Consider the following 26,054-nt stretch of genomic DNA (forward strand, 5'->3'; position numbering starts at 1 on the left):
CCCCGACCAAGCTGGTCAGCAAAACTACAGTTCCGAACCTCAAACCGCGTCTCCCCTGACCAGCGTGGTCAGAAGAACCGCACTTTCGCGTCCCAAACCGCATCTTTTCTGACCAGCGTGGTCAGCAAAACGGCATTTTCGGACCCAAAAGTGCATCTCCCCTGACCAAGCCGGTCAGCAAAACCGCACTTCCCACTCAAACTGCGGTCCCACCGCCCACGACAGACCCCACCAAGCCTCACCCCGAACCCAAACCGCGCCTCTCCTGACCAAGCCGGTACGGAAAACTACCGTTCTGAGCCCCAAACCGCGCCTCCCCTGACCAAGCTGGTCAGCAAAACTACCATTCCAGCTCTCAAACCGCGTCTCCCCTGACCAGCATGGTCAGGAGAACTACCGTTTCGGGACCGAAAACGCATCTCTCTTGACCAAGCTGGTCAGCAAAACTACATTTTCGAGCCCGAAAACGCATCTCCGCTGACCAAGCTGGTCAGCAAAACTACATTTTCCCCAATCTGAAGACCCGCTGCACTCGGCAGACACCAGCGAACCTCACTTTAGTCCCAAAACTGCATCTTTCTTTACCAGCTCGGTCAGGAAAAACTACCGTTTCGGGCCCAAAAACGCGTCTCCGCTTACCAAGCTGGTCAGCAAAACTACATTTTTGGATCCAAAAACGCATCTCCGCTGACCAGTCGGGGCAGCAAAACTACATTTCCCGCGCAGCGCCAGCCACTCCCGCCACTCCCGCCACTCCCGCAACGCCGGCCACTCCCGCAACTTCTGCAACTCCCGCCGCACCCGTCGCGTGGCCGCCACGCTCAATCCTGCGGCTGCGGGCCTTCCAGTACGGCGCGTTGGTTGATTTCTCGTCGCAGCTGCTTCCAGTTGGGCAGCGCGGCCGTCATGCGCCGCTGGAATCCCTCGCCATGGCCCGACTCCCACAAGTGCACCATCTCATGTACGAGCACGTATTCGAGAAACTGCGGTTCCATGAGACCGAGCTGCAGATTCAGCCGGATTCGCCCCGTGCGTGGCGTGCACGACCCCCACCGCGACTTCATAATGCGCAGTGTCACGGCCGTCGGCTTGCGCCCCACAATCACGCTCCAGCGCTCGAGCAGCTCGGGCAGCCGCCGCTCAATTTCCGCGCGCGCCTGCTCGATACGCTCATCATTCCATCGAAACATTTTTTGTATTTCCGTGGTGCCCTCTGTGGCGTTCCCATTTCCCTGCCCTCGCAACGTGCGACTGCGCGCTTGCGCCATGGTGTGCTGCGCTTTAATGATCCAGCAATGGCGCTCGCGCACAAAACGTTCGATGTCATTGATCGTCACACGCATGGGAGCTGTGACTTCCACTTGGCCATAAGGAGGCTTGACGCGCAAATACATATTGCGGTTATGCTTGCGCAGCACGCTGACTTGGATGCCGTCAATCACCTTCGTTTCGCGCGAAATGGGTGTATTGGATCGTGCCGCGACGCGTTTGGCGCGACTACCCGCGCGGGCTCTGGGCAAGGAATTGAAAGGCATATCCGTTCATTGTTATCGATGCGCAGACAAGATGCAAACGCCACACGCGGTCAATTTCGACACGCCGAAACTACGCTCGTTTTGCCAAAATCCTCAACCGCTGGTATGGTTTCTTTCTGTTGCGCTTACAGCGCGGCAGAAATGGGCCCGTAGCTCAGGTGGTTAGAGCGCATCCCTGATAAGGATGAGGTCGGAGGTTCAAGTCCTCCCGGGCCCACTTGGCATACTATAAAGCCAACGGGGCTATAGCGCAGCTGGTAGCGCATCTGCTTTGCAAGCAGAGGGTCGCCGGTTCGAACCCGGCTAGCTCCACCCAAACCTCCTCATCTATTGTGGCTTCACCCCAAAAGCCACAAACTCTTTTCGGTTCCACCTGCGGGTGGAACCTTTTTAATATCCAGCCTTTTCAACGCTAATGAGCATATGCGAAGACCCTGTTTTGGACTTGCCAGAACAGGGCCTTCGATGTTGCCGAGTATGCCGATCAGCGCCTTAAACGGTTACTGTGAGCGGCTAGCAGGCAATCATTGCAATTCGAATTTCTGCACAACCTTGTCGGTGCTATGAATGCTGAACCAGTCCTCGCATTCAATGGTCACCGGGGACTTATCGTTCTCGAGCTTGTAGGCGATCGTCACAGTACCCTTCGAATTCGGTTGCAAATCCTTGATCGTGGAACCGGAATCGTAGCCGGAAGGCTGCTCATTATATGCAAACGTCGTGGTTTCCAGTTCGTGACCATCCTGGAAGGCGCTGGCATCGATAGCCGTCATGAACGGAGCGTTTTCATCGGAAGTGTTGGTCCATTCAAACGTCACCATGATGGCTGGATCGCCATCATAATCCTTGAGTCCGCCCTTGACGCCAGCAATCTTGACATAGGCGTCTTCAAGCTGGCCTTCGCCTTGCATGATCGTTGCGCCATCGCTATCGGACTTGTTCTTCGCTTTGTTGTCGAGATCTTTCAAACCTTCTTGAATCTCGCTCATTGTCTTGTCATCAAGAGCGTCGTTCACCGCATTGATCACAACCACATTGACCACAATCGACAAAATCAGCGCCAATCCAGACAGCACGGCGCCAACAATCGCCAACACTTTACCCGTACGCTTGTTCTGCATGGTGACCACAATGCCGATGATCGACAGCACGAGGCCAACAATGCCCATGATTATGCCGATCACATTCAGAATCGGAATCCAGCACACAAACAAGCCGCAAGCGCCCACAATCAGACCCGCGATGGCCAATCCCGACTTCTGAGGCTGCGGTTGCGGCTGTCCCATCGGAGGCATCGGCTGACCTGGCATTGGTTGACCCGGCATCGGCTGACCGTTCATTGGCGGCACAGTAGCGCCCATTGCAGGCTGAGGAGCAACGTAAGCAGGCATCGCGCCCGACGTCGGAGTGTCATACGGTGACGCTGGAGTAGCCGGCGCACCATAGGCCGGAGATTCATACGGCGAAGCCGGTGCAGCAGGTTCCCCGTATGCCGGCGTCTCAGGAGCACCAGCGCCATAGGTTGGAGCTTCATAAGGAGACGGACCCGTTGGCGCCCCATTGGGCTCCATCGGCTCGTTTTGCGGCATCATGCCGTTGTTTGGAGAAGTCATGGTTATTCCTCTTTCTTTATCTCGGTATGACGCATTCCCTGAACCGGCACCACACCATATGTCCGTACGGTCCATCGCCCCGTTTGGGTTTCCTACGCACCCAACCAAAGCCCCCCTGTGTGATTTGCGCGTCATCGTGCACGTCACATCATTACTTCACGTTTATGCGGCACACAGGCATGCATCATGTGTCCTCCCACAGTATAAGAAACAACGCTCAACAATGACAACGGTCTCATTACCGTCTCTTCACGAAAAAGAAGCAGAATATGCAAAAGCCCCGCCGAAGCGGGGCTTCTTACGCAAGTCAGAGGCATGCGGCTGCGTTCGCTGCGTTCACTCAGCTTTCTTGGGGGTCACAGCGGCGGGGGCGTCGGCGGTTGAGGCCGATGCGGCAGCGGCCTCCTGGTTGGCCAGCGAATCGCGGATCTGCTGCAGCAGGATCACGGTCTGCTCCTCAGGGCTCATCTGCGGCTCCTCAGCAGCCACATCTTCACTCTTCTTGACCTTGGCCATGGCCTTCTCGGTCAGGTCACGAAGCTTGTTAATCGGCACCAGAATGCAGAAATACACAGCGATAGCAATCAACAGGAAGTTGATTACAGCCGTCAGCACTTTACCGAACGACAGGATGTTGCCGCGACCCAAATCGATCGCCCACACGTTATCCATGTTCGGCTGGCCGAAAATAGCGGCGACGAGCGGGTTGATGATGCCATCCACGATAGCCGTCACAATGGCTGTGACAGCGCCGCCCATGACAATACCGACGGCCATGTCGACCATGTTGCCACGGGAGATGAACTTCTTGAATCCGTCCAGCATCGTTTTCTCCTTTGTTTATTTCTGTATATGCTGCTTAGGCAACATTCCAGCGTTGGCTGATACGCTGCGTATACGGCGCGTACCGTGGTGCCCGCACTGCCGTGTTTTGTGTGATTGGCGCAAGATCAACGTCAAGCACGCAATCCGGGGGTTCAGGACCGAGCGATGCAACTGGAATGCTGCGATGCGTGCGACACCCATAAATGCCAATCAACGACCAGCTTCGTATGCGTTCACGTTCGCAATACCTTAAGAATAGAGGATTTCAAGGTTCCTCATTTTCAACCACACCCCCGTTCGCCGCACAGGATAGAACTCGCCGCACAAATTCCTCAACAAGATGATTCGTACTGCATAAATACGCGCCGTGGAGTACATGTAGTAAGGAAATTCCACATGCACCCGGCCGGGATCCACCATGGCCATTTTCATGCAGGAGGCAAGGCTTACGCATCCCCATCATCACACGCTTCACGTGCACAGTTCCGATTCCGAGGTACCCGATTCACACCAATCGGGACCACAACGATTCATCCATGCCACCACGCATTCCTGGACGCATCGGGCCACCGATGACCCCAACCGTCCGCGCAAAGAACGGTTGATCACGAGGGACGTGGCCTTGATCATGTTTGCCACGTTCTGCTTCATGTCGGCTTCAATGCTGGGCAACCCGATTGTTGCAGGGTTCGCCGGTTCGTTGGGTGCCAACGGCACGATGATGGGTCTGATTGCGGCCGTGATGAGTGGCGTCGCGCTGTTTTGCCGTCCAGTAGCCGGCAATCTGGCCGATAAAACGAGCAAACGCGTGTTGGCGTTCACGGGTGCCGCATTGTTCCTCGGCGCCGACGTATGGTATGCGCTGTCTTCCACGGAGCTGTCGCTGCTCGGCGCGCGACTGCTTAACGGCGTCGGATTCGCTTGCATTTCCGTATGCATGGCCACATGGTTGAGCATGATGCTGCCACTGTCACGCATGGGTGCGGGTATGGGACTCTATGGCACAGTCAACGCGTTGGCTCAAGCCGTGGGGCCCGGCACGGGCATTCTGATCTCAAAACATTGGGGCTATCGTCCGGCATTCGTGATCGCAGCCGTGCTGTGTGTGCTCATGCTGATCGCAATCATGCTGATTCAAGACGCTGGCGTACCGCTGTCCGTCAAACAAGCGCGCGAGCGCATCGCCACCGACGCCACACGCAAGCAGGCCGCGCATGACGCGATTGACGAGGCCACCGCGGAATTCGCACATTCACTTGACAAACCAGGCTTGCTTCCCGATGCGAGCGCAGCATCACAGCGTCCCGCACAGCCCCAGGATTGCGCCACTTCCGTCGCGTCCGCCGCAGCCTCCCCAGCTTCCTCCTCTACTGCCTCTTCGACTTCCGGCGCCAACCTCACCACCAACAATCCCAACAGCACCGCCACATCCCCCACTTCCCGCGGCCGCTTCTATCAGCTGTTCAACCGCCTGTTTGAAGTCAAAGTGTTGCCGATTGCGGGCATTTTCATGCTGTTTGGCTTGCCGTATTTCGCAAACCAGTCGTTCCTTGTCAACTACTGCAACGCATTGGATTTGCCGGTGCAGCCCAGCTTGTTCTTCGTCGTTTACGCTGTCGCAATTCTGGCGTTGCGTCTGCTGATGCGCAACTGGTTTGACACCAAATCGTTCCTGTTCTTCTTCCTGATTGGCACCGCTGGCACCGTGTTCATGTTGTTGGCGTTAACGTTCATGCGTAACGATTGGCTCATGTTCGCGGCGGCGATCATGATGGCATTCTCCTATGGCATCATGAGTTCGGTCACACAGGCTGAGGCCGTCGTCATTGCGGGCAAGGCGCGTTCCGGCATGGCCAACACGACTTACTATGCGGCGATTGATTTGAGCATGTGCATCGGTCCGCTGCTTGGCGGCGTACTGTTTGGCGCACTGCCCACACGCTGGCTGTATCCGTGCTTCCTCGCTGTCATTCCGCTCATGTGGCTCATCTACTGGTGCTTCCATCGCCGCATGCACGCCGTGCAGCACTGAGTACCGCAACAATGCACCGTTGCACTACCGCACCACGTCTCATGATGCCGCTCAAGTTTGGTTGGGCGGCATCTCACGTTCTGTAGCGATTTTGGTCGCCCGGCATCTCACCAAACGTCGTGCCCGTGAACACAACAACGCACCGCTTCCCATTCTTTCCAACGTATACCCCCATGGCATAAGCACCCATGCGCTACGTTACGCGTGCCTATGGGTGCAGAGCGGCTCTATGTCGCCAAGACGGAAATCATCATTGTTCAAAAATGGGAAACCCCCTATGCGTGACGGCTGTGCGACTTTACAATGGCGGTGTTTGTGCAAATCCCAGACAGAAAGGGGAGCATATGCTCACCGACGAGTATGTGAAGCGCGTCTATGCCCAAGTGGAGCAGCGCGACGGCGACCAGAAGGAGTTCCTGCAGGCGGTCCGCGAGGTTTTCGAAACAATCGAACCCGTGTTCAAGGACCACCCGCAGTATGAGGCGGCGGGCGTGCTCGAGCGTCTCGTGGAACCCGAGCGTGTTGTCAAGTTCCGCGTGCCGTGGGTTGACGACGAAGGCCACGTGCAGGTGAACCGCGGTTACCGTGTGCAGTTCAACTCGGCTATCGGCCCGTACAAGGGCGGCCTGCGTTTCCATCCGACGGTCACCGAAGCCGTGATCAAGTTCCTCGGCTTCGAGCAGATCTTCAAGAATTCCTTGACGGGCCTGCCGATGGGCGGCGGCAAGGGCGGCTCCGATTTCAACCCCAAGGGTCGTTCGGATGCTGAAGTCATGCGTTTCTGCCAGTCGTTCATGACCGAACTGCAGCGTCACATCGGCCAGTTCACCGACGTTCCGGCCGGTGATATCAACGTGGGCGCGCGCGAAATCGGCTTCCTGTTCGGCCAGTACAAGCGCCTGCGCAACGAATTCTCGGGCGTGCTCACAGGCAAGGGACTCGAGTTCGGCGGCTCGCTGACGCGTACGGAAGCCACGGGTTACGGCCTGTGCTACTACACGCAGGAAGCGCTGCGCGTGCTGCGTAACGATTCGTTCGAGGGCAAGACTGTCGTCGTGTCGGGCTCGGGCAACGTCGCGATCTTCGCGATCGAGAAGGCCACGGCCCTGGGCGCCAAGGTCGTCACGGCTTCTGATTCGAACGGCTATGTTTACGATCCGAACGGCATCGACCTTGACGTGCTCAAGGACATCAAGCTCAACAAGCGCGGCCGTATTTCCGAGTACGCCGAGCGTGTTGACGGCGCCACCTATTTCGAGGGCTGCCGCGGCGTGTGGAGCGTCAAGTGCGATATCGCACTGCCGTGCGCCACGCAGAACGAGATTGACGGCACGGAAGCTCAGATGCTCGTCGACAACGGCTGCACTGTGGTCTGCGAAGGCTCGAACATGCCGTCCACGCCGGACGCCATCGAGGTCTACCAGAACAACAACGTGCTCTACGGTCCCGCGAAGGCCGCCAACGCCGGTGGCGTGGCCGTGTCCGGTCTCGAGATGAGCCAGAACTCGTACCGTCTGTCGTGGACGTTCGACGAGGTGGACGCCCGTCTCAAGGGCATCATGGAAGAGATCGTGGCCAACTCGCTCGACGCAGCCAAGAAGTACGGCGACGAGGGTGACCTGATGCAGGGCGCCAACATCGCGGGCTTCATCAAGGTTGCCGACGCGATGGTGGCCCAGGGCATCATCTGAGCAAGCTGAGTCCGAAAACTCAATTTGAGCTTGCTTAATCTGAGTTTGTTCACTAAGCAAGCTCACTGAATGAGCTTATTGAGTAAGCCCACTGAACGTTATGGGCCTGAAGGCGCGGCGTGGTTGGGTTTTCCACCGCGCCACGTCCGTACCGCGCTCGTCACGCTCGTCGTTACTCGAGCTTTTCCGCGGGCACCCAACGCAAGTTGAACCGCCGCACGGCCCTGCCGCCGGCCGCGGCTCAATCTTGCGTTGGGTGCCCGCTTATGTATCCCGTTCGTGCGTCCCGCTTTGTTGACACGCGCAAGTTGCGCCCGCTTGAAATTTTTTTATTTTTCTGATTGCAAATCGTGCGATACCATAACGGCTTAAGCTGGTCCCATGGTTCAGTCACAGAAACGCCCGGTCACCCAGCATGACCGGCATCCCCGCACGATGACCGCGGCCCAGTTGCGGATCCAGCGCAAACGCACGCAAGATATCGCCACGCGACGCACGATGCTGCGCATGCTCAATGAGAAACCCAAACTGCGCGGATGGATCCACGCAGTCATATTCCCACTGTGTGTGGCGGCCTCAATCGTATTGATTTGTCTGGCTCCGGCAGGCGCGATGAAAGTGGCCGTCAGCATTTATGGCGCCACAGCCATGCTGCTATTTGGCGTGAGCGCCACGTTGCATTTGGGTCATGGCCACTTTCCAATCGCCGTTGACAATGTGCTCGTCAAACTTGATTACTCCAATATTTTCCTGATCATTGCGGGTACTAACACGCCATTCCTGTTCGCAATCCAGAACGTGGCTGTGCGTTGGACGTATCTGGGCGTCGTCTGGTTCACGACAGTGGTCGGCACTGTGGCGCATCTGATCTGGACGCATGGCCTGGATTGGCTGTTCACGATCATTTACTGCGTGCTGGGTTTGGCCCCATTCACGATCATCTGGATGTTCTGGCAGTGCCCCTACATTGGCCCTGTACCCACAATCCTGCTGATTTGCGGCGGTGGCTGCTACATTCTTGGCGCCGTATGTTTCGCGTTACGCAAGCCCAATCCGTTCCCGGGCTGGTTTGGCTACCATGAGATCTTCCATCTGGGCACCGTGGCCGGCTACGTATGCCATTTGATTGCAATTTTCATGACGGTACTCTCGATGCGCTGACCATGCGCCAGTAGCATGCCAATAGCATGTCAATAGCGCATCAGCAATGCGCTGAGACTATGCTGCGCTGAGACTATATGAAGATACTGGATCATCGCCCCTGCCGCTGAGCCCCCAATCACTACGGCAGTGGGTGACGATCGATTCGCCCAGCACAGCGCTCTTCACGAACGCTGCCGGACCCTGACAATCCCGATACCATACGAATCCCCTGACACCCCGAACATAATTAACGATGATGCCGAATCAGACACGATACTGCAGCCGGAATCTGCCCCATGTATTCCAGTGAATCATGAAATAATCAGTCAATCTACTGATTCTTGCATGCTGAAAGCGTCGTGTTCAAAAATGGGCAGCCACCAAGTCGGTGGTTGCCCATTATGTATAACGTTTTAGCGTTCAATGACACCCGTATCGGCATGTTCGCGCGCATGTTCGCGCACATCGCCACCGGCAGTATTGCTTACGCTTGCAGCATGATTGTCATGCCGCCCGTCACGTAGTTCCCCGCGAGATCCCCCGCGCGATCTCGCTCGTCCAGTATCAGCAGGGATGTAATCCCACGGCATGTGCCGCGCCACAATCCAGAACACGAGCAGGAACGCCATAATCCAAAACACAAACGTCTTGAACATGATAGCGAGCATGAACATGGCTCCCCGAATCGCGGTGCGCACCAGATAGAACATGACCCGCTTCATGCCATGACGCAGTTTGGTTTCCACGGTCATATGCGTATACATGCCGCCCAACGTGCGGCCGCCATGTCTGGCAGGAATCACCAGTTCAAACACGAGGAACGCCACGGCACCGCACAGCCATACGCCCAGTTGCATCAATCGAATGCCCACACGCTGATGCAACAACATGAATGTGCCATCATTCAGCGGCACCACCATACGCGTAAACAGCCACATCCAGAACATGGCGAGCATCGCATACACGATGCCGGTAATCAGCATGTCAATCACAAAACTCACGGTGCGATGCACCAAACCAGGCTGGCGTACCAAGCCAACCGTCCGATGCGCATGCTGCGGCACAAAATGCGTGTACAACGCACCCAACGCGTAACCAATCACAGCACCCGTCGTGTTCGTCAGCATGTCGTCCACATCAAAATGGCGGTATGCGCAAGGGTAGATGCCCCACAAACCCGTCAACTGCGTGGTCTCTATAAACACCGAACAACCGAACGCGAACAGAATCGAAATCCACCACGGCCATTTGGCCCAGCGCTGCAACATGAATCCCATCGGTATAAAGAACACCACATTGCATGCCAGCTGCAGCACATCAAACAGTCCGCCATGCAGCAGTTGCGGAATGAACAGCCACAAGTTCAGTTGCGGCCCGTAATGGTGCGTAGCGCAGAATCGGGTCGGATTAGCGGGTATCGGGTATTGCGTAAACGCAAACACACCTAACGCGTAGAGCACGGCCACGTAGGCCGTGACCGATGCTCCCCAGCTCAACTCATGGTTGCGATGGTAAATACCGGCCAGAATCGGCAGCGTCAATATCAATGAGATGATTGGCCATGCCAATAGAGCGAGCAAAACGAGCCGCTAAATGTTCCAACGTAAGAAATCACGCCTCTACCCTATCGAATATATGTGGCACGCATGCTGCGCATGCCCACTGGCCGCCCGTTCGTTCGCACAACGCAAAAGCCCGGCCGAAGCCGGGCTCTCAACGAAATGTATCGCTCTAATCTGCGTAATCGTCGCTCAGTCATCACCAAGCGTGACATGCACGCCACCAACGAGCGCACACACCACGTTGTACAGCAGCGCGAAAATCGACACGACAATCGTGATCAGCACCATCTGCACAATCGACCAAATCGTGACGGCACCGAGCACGGTCGGCAGCGACAGCACGTTGGCCAGGTTCAGCCCACCCGCATCAATGCCGGCTGAAGACACCATCTGCGTCACCGAATCGAACACGCCCACAACCTTGAGCAGCATCCACAGCAGCAGCACGGCCACAATCTGGATGATCGCGCCGGCCAGCGAAAGCATGAACGTCACCTTGGCCACCGACCAGGCGTCCACGCGCGTCAGCGACAGGTTCATGCGTCGCGCACGCGGCTTCTTCCGGCGCTGCACAGACCGTACAGGCTGGTTCTCATTGGGACGGTCATGATCCGCGATCAGCGGTTGGTTCGAGGCCGAACGCGCCACGCGGGGACCCTGCTGGTTGGTTGCGCCCGGCGTGCGGCCGCTCAGATTGTCGCTCATGCTGGCTCCTTGAAAAAGACTCTGCATCGAGACTAGCAGTGCGGCTCCCCTATTCAGCAGCGGCAGCGCACTGGCTCGGTCCATGCATCACGTTGCGCAATTGCAGAAGGAATCATTGTTATTCCCGCCATACTTCCATAGCGTTCCACTTGAATCCTCCCCACGCCTAAAGGCGGGGGAGGATTCAACGTCGCGCAGCGCCTTGAGATTGCGATACAGTCCTTTGGTTTGCTGATGCACATCGACATGGATGCACAGTACACATATACGATGCAAGCGCCGAAGGCCACGCAGAACTAATCGTTCTGCGTGGCCTTCGTACGTGGGCGATTTGCTATGCCTCCAAGACGATCAGCAATCGCGCATTGTGGTGGTGTCGATTTTTAGTCGTGAGCGTTTTCTTGCGCCGACTGCTCAGCCGTGAACTCAATCGTTGTGGCATGTTCACCATTTTCGACTGTCACACTTTCGGCAAGTTCCGCCGTTTGTGCCACTTCGGCATTGTCGGGCTGTGCAGCACCTTCCACAGCGCCTTCAGAGGTGCCTTTGGCCTGTTCCTCCAGCTCATCCTCGGTTTCGGCGTTGCGTGCGATCGAGATAATCTCATCACCCTTGTCTGGCTTGGCCAACGTCACGCCTTGCGTGGTGCGGCCAGTGCGGTTGACTTCGTTGACGTTCGAGCGGATGACCTTGCCCGACTTCATGATGGCCAGCACCTGGTCGCTTTCGTCAACCACGAGCGCACCCACGAGTTCGCCGCGTCCTTCAACGAGCTGCAGCGCCTTGACGCCGTAGCCGTTACGGCCCTGCAAACGGTACTCGCTAATGGCCGTGCGCTTGGCGAAGCCTTCATTCGTCACGACGAACAGGTCCTTGTCGGTCTGCCCCCAGACCACGTCCATCGACAGCAGCGAATCGCCCTCACGGAACTTCATGCCCTGCACACCGGCCGTCTGACGTCCCATCGGACGCAGCTGGTCGTTGTCGGCCTTGAACTTCAAGCTCATGCCCTTGCGCGACACAAGCACAATGTCATCGGTGTCGTTGCACAGGTTCGCGCCGATCAGTTCATCGGCATGCTCGCCGTTCTCATCAGTCATCAAACGCACAGCGATCAGGCCGCCTTGACGTGGCGAATCATATTCGCTCAGACGTGTCTTCTTGACCTTGCCCGACTTCGTGGCCAGCACCAGGTATTCGGCCACTTCATAATTCGGGATCGACAGCACGGTCTGGATGTGCTCGTCCGGGGCGAACTGCAGCAAGTTGGCCACATGCTGGCCCTTCGAATCTCGCGACCCTTCGGGCAGCTCATACGCCTTGAGACGGTAGACACGGCCCTTGTCGGTGAAGAACAGCAGCCAGTTGTGCGTGCTCGTCAGGAAGAAGTGGTCAACCACGTCATCCTCACGCAGCTTGGTGCCCTTGATGCCCTTGCCACCACGATGCTGGGCGCGATATTCGTCGGCCTTCGTGCGCTTGATGAAGCCCGCGTGCGTCACCGTGACAACGACGTTCTCCTCGGCGATCAGGTCTTCGACGTTCATCTCACCCGAGTACGGCAGGATGCGCGTGCGACGCTCGTCACCATAGCGCGACACGATTTCGTCAAGTTCGTCGCCGACGATCTGGCGCTGGCGTTCCGGCTTGGCCAGAATGTCTTCATAGTCGGCGATGCGGCGCATGAGCTCGTTGTGCTCGTCCATGATCTTCTGGCGTTCGAGTGCGGCCAGACGGCGCAGCTGCATGGCCAGGATCGCGTCGGCCTGCACTTCGTCCACGTCGAGCAGGTCCATCAGGCCCGTGCGTGCCGTTTCAGCGTCACGCGAGCTGCGGATCAGCGCCACGACCTCGTCGATCATGTCGAGCGCCTTGAGATAACCCTGCAGAATGTGGTCACGTTCCTCGGCTTCACGCTTGAGGTAGGCCGTACGGCGTGCGACCACGTCGATCTGGTGCGCCACCCAGTGGCGGATGAAGGCGTCGAGGCTCAGCGTGCGCGGCACGCCGTCCACGAGCGCGAGCATGTTCGCGCCGAACGTCTGCTGCAGCTGCGAATGCTTGTACAGGTTATTGAGCACGACCTTGGGCACGGCGTCGCGCTTGAGCACGAGCACGAGACGCTGGCCCGTACGGCCTGACGTTTCGTCACGCATGTCGGCGATGCCTTGGATTTTGCCGTCACGCACGCCTTCACGGATCGACACAACAAGGCGGTCAGGATTGACCTGGTACGGCAGCTCGGTCACGACGAGGCACATGCGCCCGTTGATCTCTTCCGTGTTGACAACGGCGCGCATCGTGATCAGGCCACGGCCCGTACGGTAGGCCTGTTCAATGCCCTTGTGGCCCAGAATCGTGGCGCCCGTAGGGAAGTCAGGTCCCTTGATGCGCGCAATCAGCGCTTCAAGCAGCTCTTCTCGCGTCGCATCCGGATGGTCGAGCGCCCAATGCACGCCATCGGCCACCTCACGCAGGTTGTGCGGAGGAATGTTCGTGGCCATGCCGACGGCGATGCCCGACGAACCGTTGACAAGCAGGTTCGGGAAGCGCGCCGGCAGCACGGTCGGTTCCTGCGTTTTGCCATCGTAGTTCGGCACAAAATCAACGGTATCTTTGTCGATATCGCGCACCATTTCCATCGACAGCGGCGCCATACGGCATTCGGTGTAACGCATGGCCGCGGCCGGATCGTCGCCTGGAGAGCCGAAGTTGCCCTGCCCGTCCACGAGCATGTATCGCATCGACCACGACTGCGCCATACGCACGAGCGTGTCGTAGATGGCCGAATCGCCGTGCGGATGATACTTGCCCATCACGTCACCCACGACGCGCGAGCACTTGTTATATCCGCGGTCAGGGCGGTATCCGCCGTCATACATCGCGTAGACGACGCGACGGTGCACGGGTTTCATGCCGTCACGCACGTCAGGCAATGCACGCTCAACGATGACCGACAGCGCATACGAAAGATACGATTCTCGCATTTCGACCTGCAGGTCCACGGGTTGGATGCGCTCCCCCGTCAACAGGCCGTAATCAGTGTTGTCGGCTTCCTGCGGACTCAACGGTTCCATCGATCCGTCCGGCAGGTTCTGCGCGTCGGGCCCGTCATAGTTCTGAGGTTCGTCTGCCACTTGGTTTCCTTCCCATTCCGGCCGGCTTGCCGGGCCGCCTTCATGAATGGTTGTGTGAATTTTTTACGTTTTTTATTACTCCGGCACCCGCCATGGCCGCCGGGACTCTACTGCCCCGGCGCCATACTGTGCGGTCGTGTTGCGATCAGGCGTCGATCCACTTCGCGTTATGCGCGTTGCGCTGGATGAACAGGCGGCGCGGTTCCACTTCATCGCCCATCAGCATCGAGAACGTCTCATCGGCCTGCAATGCGTCTTCAATGTGCACTTGCTTCAGGATGCGGTGCTCGGGATCCATCGTGGTTTCCCACAACTCCTGGTAGCTCATCTCGCCCAGACCCTTGTAACGCTGGATACCTTCGCCTTTGGGCAGCTGGCGGCCTGCGGCGCGGCCTTCAGCAAGCACGCGGTCACGTTCAGCATCGGTGTAGACGAAGTCATGCGGGCCCTTCGTCCACTTGAGTCGATACAGCGGCGGCATGGCCACATACACGTAGCCGGCCGTGATCATCGGGCGCATATAGCGGAAGAACAACGTCAGGTTCAACGTGGCAATGTGCGCGCCGTCCACATCGGCATCGGCCATGATGATGACTTTGTGGTAGCGCACTTTGTCAAGGTTGAAGTCTTCGCCGTAGCCGCCGCCGACAGCCGTGATCAGCGACTCGATCGTGTCGGACTTCATCATGCGGTCCAGGCTGGCGCGCTCGGTGTTCAAAATCTTGCCTCGCAGCGGCAAAATGGCCTGCGTGATTGGGTTGCGGCCCTGAATGGCCGAACCGCCTGCCGAATCACCCTCAACGATGAACAGTTCGCACTCGGCCGGATCGTTCGACTGGCAATCCTTGAGCTTGTCGGGCATGCCGGCCGATTCGAAAATCGACTTGCGACGCGTGTTTTCACGCGCCTTCTTGGCGGCCAGACGTGCACGAGACGCTTCGATGGCCTTCTGGATGATGCTTTTCATCTCGTTGGGATGTGCATCGGCCCAGTCGCTGAGCTTGTCGTTCATCACGCGGATCACAAACGCACGCGCTTCAGAGTTGCCAAGCTTCGTCTTCGTCTGGCCTTCGAACTGCGGGTTCGTGAGCTTGACCGAAATGACCGCTGTCAAACCTTCACGCACGTCATCGCCCGAAAGGTTGTCATCCTTGTCCTTAAGGATGTTCTTCTCACGCGCATACTTGTTGACGAGCGACGTCAACGCCGTGCGGAAGCCCTCTTCGTGCGTGCCGCCTTCAGTCGTTGAAATCGTGTTCGCGAACGTGTGCACAGACTCGGAATACGCCGTCGTCCACTGCATCGCGATTTCAGCCGAAATACCAATGCTGAGGTCCTCAGCCTCGAAATCAATGACATCGGGCTCCACAGGCGTGGACTTGCGCGTCTTGACGAGGAACTCCACGTAATCCTTGATGCCGTTGAGATACTGGTAGGTCACGCTCTGATGTTCAGGCTTGTCTTGCGCCTCATCACCAGCCACTTCGTCACCGGCCAGGTCAGGTTCGCGCATGTCGGTCAGCGAAATCTTGAGTCCCTTGTTCAGGAACGCCATCTGCTGGAAACGGCTGCGCAACGTCTCAAAATCGTAGATTGTCGTCTCAAAAATTTGCGCATCAGGCCAGAACGTGACGGACGTGCCCGTCGATTCATCGTCGCGCATCGGACGGCCCTGCTTGAGCGGCGCCGTAGGATGCTGGTCGATGTAGGTTTGCGTCCACACGTAGCCTTGACGGCGCACTTCAATGTCGACGCGCGTCGACAGCGCGTTGACGACGGAAATGCCCACGCCATGCAGGCCGCCCGACACGGCATAGCCGCCGCCACCGAACTTGCCGCCCGCGTGCAGCTTCGTCATCACGGTTTCCACACCGGACACACCTTCGCCCGGCACCTCATCCACAGGAATGCCTCGACCGTCGTCAACCACACGGATGCCGTTGTCTGGCAGGATCGTCACTTCAATATGCGACGCGTATCCGGCCAAGGCCTCATCCACGGAATTGTCGACAATCTCATACACCAGATGGTGCAGGCCGCGGGGTCCCGTCGAACCGATGTACATGCCCGGGCGGATGCGCACAGCTTCAAGGCCTTCAAGCACGCGCAAATCGCTCGCATCATAATGGTCTGGGGAAAGCGTGTCATCCAGCTGAGCCGACTGGGTTTCCTCACTGACAGCGCCTGGTGCTTCAACAGGTGCTTGAGGTGTGGAATCGGTTAGCTCGTTCGATTCAGGCAACGAATCGGATGCAAGATCTGCCACAGAGAATCCTTCCTGTGATTTAAGTCGCCACGAAGGTTCTCGAAAAGGGTGTATAGCCCTAAAACACGAGAAAATGCCCCTCATAGCGTTTCTCTACTAAGACAGGTAGTCTACTAGTCTCTAGGGACGTACGCTGTTCTTACGAACGCCTGAGATTTCACCGATTTGAGTGTTGTCCGGGGAAGCGTTTGGGATGCGCTTTGCCTTTGCGCGTGCGCTGCTGGTTGCCGGAAATGCGAATATCGGTGATGTCGAGTCCTTGCAGCCGTTGCGGCACAACGCGATACAAATCGGGCATCATGTATTGCAGATGCGTGGCCCAAGCGGGCGATTCGACTCCTATATACAGCACTCCGTCCACGAACCCTTGCACCCACGTATGCTGGGCGATCAGGTCGCCAACCACGCTGGCCCAATCCATGCGCAATTGCGCCGTTTTCATGTACGGCAACCAGCCGTTGCGCTGTGCAATCTGTGCCATCACGCCACCAAACGCATTGGGGTCGCGGCCCGGTTGTCCAAACTCCTCAAACGCACGTTCATTGCGCGCACGGCGGTCAGACAGCATTCCGGCCCGTTTGCTCAACCGCGTGAACACCTGCGCAGGCAGCTTGCGCTGGTCCAGTTTGAGCGTGACTGCAATCGGCTCACTCATAGCAGTCTCCTCATGCCAGCGGGGGTGATTGTGCAGCCAATTGCTGCACATCGACCACGTTGACGGGCACACCGGCCAGCTGGGGAATATCGGATGCGGCTGCCACGGTCATGATGACCTGGTCTTGTTCGGCGGCAAAGGAAAGAATCTGGCCACGTCGCGACTCGTCAAGCTGTGCGAACACATCGTCAAGAATCACGACCGGGTTATACGCATGGTATTCGGCTAGCAAACGGGTCAACGCCATCTTGAGGGCCAGAGAAATAGCCCACATCTCTCCGTTGGACGCGAACTCGTGCGCGTCCATGCCGTTGAGTTGCACGGACAGGTCGTCGCGCTGCGGGCCAATCAAATTGACGCCGCGCGACGTCTCTCCCGCGTACAACCGCTGGAAATGGCGGCTGAGCGCGGCGGCGGGGTCGGCGTCGGTGAGCACCTCGTCAAAGCTCGGTTCGTACGTGAGCCGAGCCTGCTCAGCCGGGCCGGCGAGCTGGGAGTAGACGAGTGAAAACGGCTCAGCCAACCGCTGCACAAGCTGCTGACGGGCGCGAGTCAACGCGACACCTGCACTGATAAACTGGCCCGTCCAAACTTCAAGGCTCGCGAGCGCGGCGTTACGCGAGACCGTGTCGACTGGCTCGCCATGCTGCCCCAGCGACTTGAGCAGTGCGGCCCGCTGGCGCCCCACATGCTGTACGTCTTGCAGCAGCTGCGCGTAGCCGGCAACGAGCTGGGAGCCGGCCTGGTCGAGGAAGCGGCGGCGTGCGGACGGATCGCCGGAAACGAGCCGCTGGTCGTCGGGGCTGAACGTGACGCTCGGCACTTGGCCGACAATGTCGCGCAGATAGAGTGAGGATCCCGAGTTGATGCGCGCCCTGTTCGCGCCTTTCGCACGAATCGTGGCCTCATAGGTGGCCGTGCGGTCCTGATGTTGCACGTTCGCGCGGATTGTGGCCGTTTGTTGGCCGCGTTGCACGAGCGGCAGTGAACTGGATGTGCGATGGGACGAACCTGTGGAGAGCACTTCGATGGCCTCCACAAGGTTCGTTTTGCCCAACCCGTTGTGTCCTTGCAGCATTGTGATGCCGGACGGGAAGTCGAGCACCACTTCGTTCCAGGATCGAAAGTGGTCGAGCGCGAGTCGTGTGATGCGCATCAGCTGTTGTACCGCATTGGCACGAGCAGGTAGCGATAGTTCATGGATTCATCGCTGTCGTGTTCCTGCTGGCCATCGAATTCGACGGGTTTGACGGCCGTGGTCATCTTCATGCGCACATACGGTTCGGTGATTGCGCTGATGCCTTCAATCAGGTAGTTGGGATTGAACGCCACGGTGATGTCTTCGCCGTCCAGGTCGACGTCGAGGATTTCGCGGGCTTGCGATTCGTCGGCGGCGCCGGCTGTCATCGTGACTTCCTCGCCCGTAAAGATCATGCGGATCGGTTCGTTGCGGCCGGCGACGAGCGAGACGCGCTTGATTGCGCTGATCAGCTGCTGGCGTTCCACCACGGCATGGATCGGGTATTCGTCGGCGTAAAGGCGGTCGACTGCAGGGAATTCACCGTCAATCAGCTGCACGGTGGAGATGCGGCCCGCGTTTTGGATGCCGAGCAGCGTCGGGTTGGACGGGTCGAATGAGATGACCACGTTCTGGTGTTCGTCGAGCGAACGCGAGATGTCACGCAAATGGGTGCCGCGGATCAGTGCGGTCGCGTTGATGTCGTTGTCGTCAGGCGTCCAATGGAACAGGGCGCGCGAGAGGCGGTAGCGGTCGGTGGAGCTCAGTGTGACACGTTCGCCGTCGCACTGCATGCGTACTGCGGTGAGCACCTGGCGTGTGCCGTCATGGGAGACGGCGACGACGGCCTGGGCCACGGCCTGGGCGAACGTTTCGGCGTCGACTTGGCCGATTTGTGGCGGCAGCTGTGGCAGGTCGGGGTATTCGCTTTCGGGCATGAGCTGCATCGTGAACGTGGATTTGCCGCTTGTGATGCGCAGCGTGGAACCTTCGGTTGCCAAATAGGTTTTTTCCGAAGGCAGCATTTTGGAAATGTCGGTCAGCAGTTTGCCGAGCACGACCACGGCGCCTGGTTCGTCCACGCCGGCTTCAATGCGGTCACGAGCCGAAATCTCATAGTTGAATGCCGACAGGAACAGTGCTCCGTCTTTGGCTTCGAGCTTGACGCCAGCCAGGATCGGCGAATTGGGGCGCGAATCGATGACGCGCGTGGTCCAGGCTGCGGCGTCGGCAAGCGATGTGGAATTGACTTCGACTTTCATGCATTCCTCGGTTCGTTGATGGCTGTGCTGGGTCAAACGGTGTTCTGGCAATGTGCAGCACTGTGGTGAGGCGGCCAACGCGCCTGTTTGACTGCCATGCTCAATGCTTTGCGGCGCAAGCCGCCCTTCGTTCGTAGCGTTGGATGCGTGGCTGCCAAGCCGGCGTGGTGCAGTTTGGCGCTGACGTTGCTTAGGTCATTCTAGCCGGATTTGGCTCAGTGGTTTTGCGTTCAACGTGACGGTGCGCTGATGGTGATGATGAGCTTTCAGAACAGAACTAATCATCGTAATAATAAGCACGGTGGATAAGTGGATAAACGTTGAAAACCTTTGAAACGAATGAGTTATGCACATCGTGTGGATGTGGATGGCGCTGTGGATGGCATGTGCACAACTAGGGTAGTTATCCACAGGATGAATGAGGGGTTAAAGTTATCCACATTTTTGTGGATTTCATCCACGGGTTGTCCACGGCAAATCGGCGAGTTATCCACCGGGTTTTGGGGCTTATTGTGTGGTTATGTGGATATGTCTGTGGATAACATATCGTCAAAATTGTCCCCAGCTGCGGCGTGTCGGGGGACAATCTGTCTCACATGTTGTACACATCGAGGGGGCGCCGTGCACATGTCGGTGGCGTGCCGGCGGACCGTGATGCGGCGGGGCGCAAGCGCCCGTTGCCCCAAGCAACAAGGCCGTTTTCGGGTGTTGTCCCGAAAACGGCCTTGTTATGGCACTGAGCGCCGGTTACAGGGGTGCGGCGGTGGTCTGCCCGTTACGATGCTGTGGTCATTCCGCCGTGGGCTGCTTGAGGCGCACGGTGAGTTCCATGACGTGGTTGTAGATTTCCTGCTTCGAGCCCATTTCGTTCGTGATGCGGTCGCAATTGTGCATGACGGTCGTATGGTCGCGGCCGCCGAACACCTGGCCGATATCGACGAGTGACATGCTCGTCATTTCACGTGTCAAATACATTGCGATCTGGCGTGCCAATGCCACGTTCTTCGTGCGCGAACGGCCTACGAGGTCGTCAAACGTCAAATAGAAGTACTTGGCCACTTGTCCGATGATGTCGGTGGGCTTGACTTCCACATTCGTGTTGTAATCCTTGAGCACTTGCTCGGCCAGGATGCGCGTGATCGGCTGGTTGTTCAGCGTGGCCTGGGCCGTGACTCGCGTCAACGCCCCTTCCAGCTGGCGAATGTTCTCGGTGCAATGCTCAGCGATCAGGTCCATCACGTCCCGTGGCACGTCGACCTTGTTGGTTTCGGCCATCATGCGCAAAATCGCGATACGCGTTTCCAATTCAGGCGGTTTGACGTCCACCACGAGACCTGATTCAAAGCGCGAAATCAGACGGTCCTCAAAGTCCCTGAGTTTCTTGGGCGCCACATCGGATGCGATCACGATGCGCTTGTTGTTTTGTTGCAACGTGTTGAACGTGTGGAAGAACTGTTCCATTGTCTGCGACTTGCCGCTCAAGAACTGGATGTCGTCAATCAACAGCACGTCCACAGAACGGTAACGATGGTTGAACTCGCTCATCGGCTTGGCATCCGAGCCTTCAGGACGGATCGACTCGATGAACTCGTTCGTGAACTCCTCAGTCGTCACATAGCGCACTTTGAGCGAGGGATCCTTGACGAGCGCATAGTTGCCAATAGCGTTGAGCAAATGCGTTTTGCCAAGTCCTGAACCGCCGTAAATACACAACGGGTTGTAATCACGCCCCGAACCTTCAGCCACGGCCAACGCCACCGTGCGCGCAAACTGGTTCGAGTCTCCAGGCACAAAGTTGTCGAATGTGGCGTTCTTGTTCAAATGCGTGGCCGGATCAAGCTGCGGCCTTGAAGTGCCCTGCTGGATATGCTGTTCGGGAATCGTCGTAGGAATCGGCAACTGGCCTTGCGTCACCGCGGCCTTATGCGCAGCCGGTTGCGTGGCCGGCGCCTGCGGCGTGGGCTTGGCCGCCTGGGCCGGACTGCTGGCCGGAGCGGTTTTGGTCTTTGGCGCAGGGGCTGATGGGGGAGCGGCAGCGGCGGTGGCCGTAGCGCTGATGTCTGGTGCGGGTGCCGATGCCGCTGGTTGCGCACCGGCGCTTGCGTCGTTGGTCTCCGTCCGGACCATTGGCATCATGCCTGTTTCGGCCACTTCGGCTGGCATGAGTTTGAATGCGGGGAACAAGTCCTTGCCGCCATTGGCCATCGTCAAGGCTTCAATCAGTGGAGTCGTGAGTTCGGTTTGCAAGACTTGCAATGTGGAAGGATTATCCACGCACATCACGATCGTCGGGCCATACACGGCTTCAGGAGTGATGCTTTCGAGCCAGCCTTTTTGCCGGGCCGTCAAACCCGAATGCTGGCGCAACAGCAGCAACGCGTTCGCCCAGATTTGCGCCGCCTGCCCATTGGGGGTCTTGGATTGCTCACCCATGGTCGTTCCTTCAGCTTCCTTAATGTCACGTCTCTTCATCAATGACCGTCGTAGCGAATGGCTGATGACGCGTTGCCGGGGCGTATCGGTCCCAATCGACGGGAAAGTATCGGTGGTTGATGCACTGACAGCACATGTCAGCCCATCCGGTTTCATTTCCAGCACGGCACCCACCATGCACATGGTCGCGGTGTCGGAAACTAACAGCCTATATTTACACCTTGGCGCGGAAGTTATCCACATCGATGTGTGTTGAAAACACAGCAATTGTGAATAACATGCATGTAATTTGGAAGTCCGGCCGGTTGGCAACGGCGAGTTTTCAACATTTTTTGTGGATATCTGTGTTTAGCCCGAGTATTGCGCCGATACGCCAATTGGCCCAAGCATGACCAGACTACGGACAGTGTCACCGGCAGGCATCGGCACAGTGGGCTGCCAACGGGGCGGTGATGGGCGGTTGTGATCGCCGGTTTTGGAGGCCTGAATCCGGGCATAAGTTGAAATCGGGTAGAGGTAGGGGTAGGTTAGGAGAGCTTGACTCATGAGGAGCCGTGCGTCAGCATGGCTAAAACTAACCGGGAGCATAACTATGAAGAGGACATTCCAGCCTAACAACCGTCGTCGCCACATGAAGCACGGCTTCCGCGCTCGTATGCGCACTCGTGCAGGCCGCGCTCTGATCAATCGTCGTCGCGCCAAGGGCCGCAAGGCTCTGTCCGCCTGATTTTCCATACAGCGAAGTGTGAGTTGGAACGGCTCAGAAGTCATCAAGAGTTCGTCGCCGTGTTACAACGACGTCGCAACAAGGTGTCGTCGCATGATCTGGTAATGCATTATCGGATGCGCCCGACGCATCCGCAGCTCCAGGCTGATGCACCAGCGAGGCGTTTGGGCCTGGCTGTGTCGAAATCAGTGGGCAATGCAGTGGTGCGCAATGCAGTGAAACGGCGTTTCCGCGTGCTGGCCCGTACGTACGAAGACGTGCTCCCGTTGGGATGCGACGTCGTCATGCGCGCCAAGCCGAGTGCTGCACATGCATCGTTCCAATCATTGGACTTGCAAGTCCACAAGCTGTTCAAGGCCATAGCGCAACAGATGGAGCAACAGTGACCTCCATGGCAGGGCGGGTGATGGTCCGGGGTGTACGTTGGTATCAACGTCGCATCTCCGCGACCACCCCGCCCTGTTGCCGTTATTGGCCGACCTGTTCCAACTATGCGATTGAAGCCATCGAACGCTTCGGCGCAATCCGTGGCGGCATGCTCACGGCTTTGCGATTACTACGATGTCGCCCGTGGAGCGATGGTGGCGTCGATGATGTGCCGCAGCGCTTTTCGCTGTTCTATCGGTTCCGTTGGTCCAAAGCGTATGAAGAACCGCGCTATTGGACCGATTCGACGATACCCCCGGCTTCACACGGGAATGAAGACGATTGACGGCCAACGCCACGCATCGGCGGCATTGGCGACTCACCTGCCCATCGAATAGTGATTGCTCGATGAGGCGCGGCCCATCTCAAGGAGAAGAGACCCCGAATGAATAACCAAGAATTCCTGCTTGATGGCGGATTCTGGGGTTGGCTCTACAAGCTGCTGACCCCAATTGAATGGCTCATGACGTGGATCATGAACCTGTTCCATGAGTTCCTGACGTTTATTGGCATGCCCCAAGTCGGAGCTTCCTGGGTACTGTCGATCATCTTCCTCGTGCTTGTGGTGCAGGCCTGCATCTTCCCGCTGTTCTACAAGCAGATGAAGTCGATGCGCCACATGCAGGCCATCCAGCCCAAGATGATGAAGATCCAGAACAAATACAAGGGCAAGACGGATCAGGCCAGCAAAGACGCGATGCAGCGCGAAATGATGAAGCTGTATCAAGACAACCACGTGAACCCTGCCGGTTCCTGCTTGCCGATGCTGATCCAGGGCCCTGTGTTCATGTGCATGTTCTATGTGCTCTCGGCCATCCCGTACATCGCCATCGGCAAGCGTGACACGCTTGGCGCTTTTGACCAGGCCACGGCCAAGCAGTTCGCGGATACGCATTTCTTCGGCATCAGCCTGCAAACACGCTTCACCGACCCGAGCACCATGGTCGGCGGCAAAGTCGTCATCGGCCTGTTCGTGGCGGCCATGTGCTTCTGCCTGTGGTTCATGCAGCGTTACACGATGAAGCACAACACGGCGGCCGCTTCGATGAACAAGCAGACCGAAACCATGCAGAAGGTCATGCTCTGGGGCTTCCCGATCATGTACATCTTCTCGGGTATCGCCATGCCGTTCGCCGTGCTCGTCTACTGGTTGACGAACAACATCTGCAACTTGCTGCGCTCCGTGTGGCAGGTACATGAGTTCCCGACGCCGGGCTCCCCGGCTGCCGAGGCCAAGAAGCAGCGCGACCACGACCGTGAAAACCGTGTGCGCGCCAAGGAAGGCCGTCTCTCACTCGAGGAAGAAGAACTCGAACGCGCCAAGCAAGCCGAAGCTGAGCGTCTCGAAAAGGGCTTCCAACGTGAGCAGCCCAAGCGCAAGAACCGCAAGAAGAAATAACACGCAACGCGGCACAATACACCGCGCATAAGAGCCGATGGCCATAGCGTCATCGGCTCTTTTCAGTATTGTGGCATGGAATGACGCATGCCCTGATAGAGCCGTTGCTCTACACTGGGGTTGATTGTGTAAGACGTGGGTAAGGAATCAAGGAGTTTTCTCATGGCACAAGATGAGGAACGTACACTCGAGCAACTCAACGAGGAAGCCGACATCGCTGCCGACTACCTTGAGGGATTGCTTGATATCGCTGACTATGAAGGGGATATTGAACTGGGCATCCGCAATGGACGTCCAATGATTCAGATCGTGGCCGATGACGATACCGACATCAAGCATCTGATTGGCCGTAACGGTGAAGTCGTGGACGCGCTGCAACAGTTGACGCGTTTGGCTGTACAGCAGGAGACCGGCGAGCGTTCGCATCTGATCGTGGATGTGGACGGTTACCTCAAGCGTAAGCGTCAGCAGCTGCGCGACATGGCGCTTGACGCTGTGGACGAGGTGCAGGAAACGGGTGAGCCTGTGGACTTGAAGCCGATGAACTCGTTTGAACGCAAGGTCATTCACGATGTGGTGCGCGATGAGGGTCTCAAGTCGCGCTCGCATGGTGAAGAGCCGAACCGTTATGTGACTGTCTATCTCAAGCAGAATCAGAACGCTGAGGATGAGATTGACGAGGACATCGACGAGGAGTTCGTCGAAGAATGATCCGAGGCTTGGCGGTGCCGTGGGCATCACCTCGCGTTGAAGACTGATGAAACTGATGAATGGGGCTTGCGCTTGTGGCGCGGGCCCCATTGTTGCGCGGTTGGTATTACAGCGGAAAGGGGCCGGTTATGGCCGAGGATGATGAACTGCGGGATTCGGCGCTGCTGGCCGATGTGTTTGGTCCGGCGCTGCCCAAATTGCAGGCGTTCTATGCCAAGCTCGAGGCGGAAGGCGAGGAGCGTGGCCTGATTGGTCCGCGCGACCAGAACATTTTGTGGGAGCGCCATCTGCTCAATTCGGCGGCCGTCGTGCCGTTCATGCGTCAAGCGTTTGATCATGCGCAGTTCAAGACTGTGGCCGATGTCGGTTCCGGTGGCGGATTCCCTGGGTTGGTGGCGGCAGCCATGCTGCCTGAGGCGCGGTTCACGCTGATTGAACCCATGGAGCGCCGTTGCGTGTGGCTCAATGAATGCATCGAAACGATGGAGCTCAATAACACGGTGGTCGTGCGTGCGCGCGCTGAAGAAGCGATTGGCGCATTGGAGCTTGCACATGGCCGCAAATCGAAGACTCCCGTGCCCGCTGAAGTGACCGAGTCAATCCGCCATCCGTTTACCGTTGTCACGTGCCGTGCCGTGGCACCGATGACCAAATTGGCTGCTTGGACGATGCCGCTTGTGGCCACTGGCGGTGAGCTTATTGCGCTCAAAGGCCGGTCAGCCCAAACGGAAATCGACAAAGCCTCCAAGCAGATCGCGAAGGTCGATGGTGTGCATCCGTGCGTTGTTGAGGCTCCTGTGGCTGATGGCCTGGAGCCCACCCATGTGGTCATTGTCTCGAAACGGGGTAGTAAACGGCGTTGATGCATGACGTTGCCAACAGGTTATCCACAGCGTGAGGATAACTGGAGTAAG

Annotated in this window: 20 protein-coding genes and 2 tRNA genes; 11 read left to right on the forward strand and 11 right to left on the reverse strand. The window is 57.7% G+C overall.

Features of this window, described 5'->3' with window-relative positions:
- Nucleotides 1-821: 821 nt before the first annotated feature.
- A complete protein-coding gene (locus tag BGLCM_RS00600) occupies nucleotides 822-1,535 on the reverse strand; it encodes a M48 family metallopeptidase (protein ID WP_006295621.1) in 714 nt (237 codons plus the stop codon).
- Nucleotides 1,536-1,678: 143 nt separating this feature from the next.
- Between BGLCM_RS00600 and BGLCM_RS00605 the strand changes: the two genes are divergently transcribed.
- Together BGLCM_RS00605 and BGLCM_RS00610 are read left to right on the forward strand one after the other, a co-directional pair.
- A tRNA-Ile gene (locus BGLCM_RS00605) sits at nucleotides 1,679-1,752 on the forward strand.
- A 22-nt stretch (nucleotides 1,753-1,774) separates the two neighbouring features.
- Nucleotides 1,775-1,847: transfer RNA gene (locus BGLCM_RS00610), tRNA-Ala, on the forward strand.
- A gap of 212 nt (nucleotides 1,848-2,059) precedes the next feature.
- Here the strand turns inward: BGLCM_RS00610 and BGLCM_RS00615 are convergent.
- Nucleotides 2,060-3,148, reverse strand: coding sequence for a DUF5067 domain-containing protein (locus BGLCM_RS00615; protein ID WP_052295133.1), 1,089 nt, complete (start codon nucleotides 3,146-3,148; stop codon nucleotides 2,060-2,062).
- Between the two features lie 336 nt (nucleotides 3,149-3,484).
- The gene (mscL, locus tag BGLCM_RS00620; protein ID WP_006295626.1) at nucleotides 3,485-3,973 is read right to left on the reverse strand and encodes a large conductance mechanosensitive channel protein MscL; all 489 of its coding nucleotides are present in this window, start codon (nucleotides 3,971-3,973) and stop codon (nucleotides 3,485-3,487) included.
- 475 nt (nucleotides 3,974-4,448) lie between these two features.
- Between mscL and BGLCM_RS07890 the strand changes: the two genes are divergently transcribed.
- The 3 genes from BGLCM_RS07890 (at nucleotide 4,449) to trhA (ending at nucleotide 8,857) form a co-directional block, all read left to right on the forward strand.
- The gene (locus BGLCM_RS07890; RefSeq protein ID WP_160268329.1) at nucleotides 4,449-6,005 is read left to right on the forward strand and encodes an MFS transporter; all 1,557 of its coding nucleotides are present in this window, start codon (nucleotides 4,449-4,451) and stop codon (nucleotides 6,003-6,005) included.
- A 344-nt stretch (nucleotides 6,006-6,349) separates the two neighbouring features.
- Nucleotides 6,350-7,696 carry an NADP-specific glutamate dehydrogenase gene (gene gdhA, locus BGLCM_RS00635; protein ID WP_006295630.1) on the forward strand — a complete coding sequence of 449 codons (1,347 nt, stop codon included), beginning with the start codon at nucleotides 6,350-6,352 and terminating at the stop codon, nucleotides 7,694-7,696.
- 381 nt (nucleotides 7,697-8,077) lie between these two features.
- Entirely contained in the window at nucleotides 8,078-8,857 is a 780-nt protein-coding gene (gene trhA, locus BGLCM_RS00640) for a PAQR family membrane homeostasis protein TrhA (protein WP_006295632.1), read from the forward strand.
- Nucleotides 8,858-9,252: 395 nt separating this feature from the next.
- Here the strand turns inward: trhA and BGLCM_RS00645 are convergent, their stop codons facing one another.
- The 8 genes from BGLCM_RS00645 to dnaA all read right to left on the reverse strand — a co-directional run bounded on the left by BGLCM_RS00645 (nucleotide 9,253) and on the right by dnaA (nucleotide 21,877).
- Entirely contained in the window at nucleotides 9,253-10,407 is a 1,155-nt protein-coding gene (locus BGLCM_RS00645) for a VanZ family protein (RefSeq protein WP_162013716.1), read from the reverse strand.
- 183 nt (nucleotides 10,408-10,590) lie between these two features.
- Nucleotides 10,591-11,106 carry a DUF3566 domain-containing protein gene (locus tag BGLCM_RS00650; protein ID WP_044084349.1) on the reverse strand — a complete coding sequence of 172 codons (516 nt, stop codon included), beginning with the start codon at nucleotides 11,104-11,106 and terminating at the stop codon, nucleotides 10,591-10,593.
- A gap of 383 nt (nucleotides 11,107-11,489) precedes the next feature.
- Nucleotides 11,490-14,243, reverse strand: coding sequence for a DNA gyrase subunit A (gene gyrA / locus BGLCM_RS00655; RefSeq protein WP_006295638.1), 2,754 nt, complete (start codon nucleotides 14,241-14,243; stop codon nucleotides 11,490-11,492).
- 145 nt (nucleotides 14,244-14,388) lie between these two features.
- Nucleotides 14,389-16,509 carry a DNA topoisomerase (ATP-hydrolyzing) subunit B gene (gene gyrB, locus BGLCM_RS00660; RefSeq protein ID WP_006295639.1) on the reverse strand — a complete coding sequence of 707 codons (2,121 nt, stop codon included), beginning with the start codon at nucleotides 16,507-16,509 and terminating at the stop codon, nucleotides 14,389-14,391.
- Between the two features lie 157 nt (nucleotides 16,510-16,666).
- Nucleotides 16,667-17,164 (reverse strand): DciA family protein, encoded by a 498-nt coding sequence (locus BGLCM_RS00665; protein WP_006295640.1) that lies wholly within the window; start codon nucleotides 17,162-17,164, stop codon nucleotides 16,667-16,669.
- Nucleotides 17,165-17,174: 10 nt separating this feature from the next.
- Nucleotides 17,175-18,320, reverse strand: a complete 1,146-nt coding sequence (recF, locus tag BGLCM_RS00670; RefSeq protein ID WP_006295641.1) for a DNA replication/repair protein RecF — start codon at nucleotides 18,318-18,320, stop codon at nucleotides 17,175-17,177.
- Entirely contained in the window at nucleotides 18,320-19,444 is a 1,125-nt protein-coding gene (gene dnaN, locus BGLCM_RS00675) for a DNA polymerase III subunit beta (protein ID WP_006295642.1), read from the reverse strand. Before dnaN ends, recF begins: the two co-directional genes overlap by 1 nt.
- 789 nt (nucleotides 19,445-20,233) lie before the next feature.
- Nucleotides 20,234-21,877, reverse strand: a complete 1,644-nt coding sequence (gene dnaA, locus BGLCM_RS00680) for a chromosomal replication initiator protein DnaA (RefSeq protein ID WP_044084350.1) — start codon at nucleotides 21,875-21,877, stop codon at nucleotides 20,234-20,236.
- A 592-nt stretch (nucleotides 21,878-22,469) separates the two neighbouring features.
- Between dnaA and rpmH the strand changes: the two genes are divergently transcribed.
- The 6 genes from rpmH (at nucleotide 22,470) to rsmG (ending at nucleotide 26,003) form a co-directional block, all read left to right on the forward strand.
- Nucleotides 22,470-22,604, forward strand: a complete 135-nt coding sequence (rpmH, locus tag BGLCM_RS08190) for a 50S ribosomal protein L34 (RefSeq protein WP_006295645.1) — start codon at nucleotides 22,470-22,472, stop codon at nucleotides 22,602-22,604.
- 23 nt (nucleotides 22,605-22,627) lie between these two features.
- Nucleotides 22,628-22,990: a ribonuclease P protein component gene (rnpA, locus tag BGLCM_RS00685; RefSeq protein WP_044084351.1), complete on the forward strand. Its 363-nt coding sequence runs from the start codon at nucleotides 22,628-22,630 to the stop codon at nucleotides 22,988-22,990.
- 20 nt (nucleotides 22,991-23,010) lie between these two features.
- Nucleotides 23,011-23,316, forward strand: a complete 306-nt coding sequence (gene yidD / locus BGLCM_RS00690) for a membrane protein insertion efficiency factor YidD (RefSeq protein WP_044084353.1) — start codon at nucleotides 23,011-23,013, stop codon at nucleotides 23,314-23,316.
- A 99-nt stretch (nucleotides 23,317-23,415) separates the two neighbouring features.
- Complete coding sequence (yidC, locus tag BGLCM_RS00695; RefSeq protein ID WP_006295648.1) at nucleotides 23,416-24,429, forward strand: membrane protein insertase YidC; 1,014 nt, start codon at nucleotides 23,416-23,418, stop codon at nucleotides 24,427-24,429.
- Nucleotides 24,430-24,591: 162 nt separating this feature from the next.
- Nucleotides 24,592-25,140: a Jag family protein gene (locus BGLCM_RS00700; RefSeq protein WP_006295651.1), complete on the forward strand. Its 549-nt coding sequence runs from the start codon at nucleotides 24,592-24,594 to the stop codon at nucleotides 25,138-25,140.
- A 128-nt stretch (nucleotides 25,141-25,268) separates the two neighbouring features.
- Nucleotides 25,269-26,003 (forward strand): 16S rRNA (guanine(527)-N(7))-methyltransferase RsmG, encoded by a 735-nt coding sequence (rsmG, locus tag BGLCM_RS00705; protein ID WP_044084354.1) that lies wholly within the window; start codon nucleotides 25,269-25,271, stop codon nucleotides 26,001-26,003.
- Nucleotides 26,004-26,054 lie beyond the last annotated feature (51 nt).

This window comes from Bifidobacterium gallicum DSM 20093 = LMG 11596, from assembly GCF_000741205.1.
Classification (GTDB): Bacteria; Actinomycetota; Actinomycetes; order Actinomycetales; family Bifidobacteriaceae; genus Bifidobacterium; species Bifidobacterium gallicum.

Coding starts and splice junctions, on each gene's coding strand:
- BGLCM_RS00600 (WP_006295621.1), bottom strand. CDS start 1,535: ATGCCTTTCAATTCCTTGCCCAGAGCCCGCGCGGGTAGTCGCGCCAAA.
- BGLCM_RS00615 (WP_052295133.1), bottom strand. CDS start 3,148: ATGACTTCTCCAAACAACGGCATGATGCCGCAAAACGAGCCGATGGAG.
- mscL (WP_006295626.1), bottom strand. CDS start 3,973: ATGCTGGACGGATTCAAGAAGTTCATCTCCCGTGGCAACATGGTCGAC.
- gdhA (WP_006295630.1), top strand. CDS start 6,350: ATGCTCACCGACGAGTATGTGAAGCGCGTCTATGCCCAAGTGGAGCAG.
- trhA (WP_006295632.1), top strand. CDS start 8,078: ATGGTTCAGTCACAGAAACGCCCGGTCACCCAGCATGACCGGCATCCC.
- BGLCM_RS00650 (WP_044084349.1), bottom strand. CDS start 11,106: ATGAGCGACAATCTGAGCGGCCGCACGCCGGGCGCAACCAACCAGCAG.
- BGLCM_RS00665 (WP_006295640.1), bottom strand. CDS start 17,164: ATGAGTGAGCCGATTGCAGTCACGCTCAAACTGGACCAGCGCAAGCTG.
- recF (WP_006295641.1), bottom strand. CDS start 18,320: ATGCGCATCACACGACTCGCGCTCGACCACTTTCGATCCTGGAACGAA.
- dnaN (WP_006295642.1), bottom strand. CDS start 19,444: ATGAAAGTCGAAGTCAATTCCACATCGCTTGCCGACGCCGCAGCCTGG.
- dnaA (WP_044084350.1), bottom strand. CDS start 21,877: ATGGGTGAGCAATCCAAGACCCCCAATGGGCAGGCGGCGCAAATCTGG.
- rpmH (WP_006295645.1), top strand. CDS start 22,470: ATGAAGAGGACATTCCAGCCTAACAACCGTCGTCGCCACATGAAGCAC.
- yidD (WP_044084353.1), top strand. CDS start 23,011: ATGGTCCGGGGTGTACGTTGGTATCAACGTCGCATCTCCGCGACCACC.
- yidC (WP_006295648.1), top strand. CDS start 23,416: ATGAATAACCAAGAATTCCTGCTTGATGGCGGATTCTGGGGTTGGCTC.
- BGLCM_RS00700 (WP_006295651.1), top strand. CDS start 24,592: ATGGCACAAGATGAGGAACGTACACTCGAGCAACTCAACGAGGAAGCC.
- rsmG (WP_044084354.1), top strand. CDS start 25,269: ATGGCCGAGGATGATGAACTGCGGGATTCGGCGCTGCTGGCCGATGTG.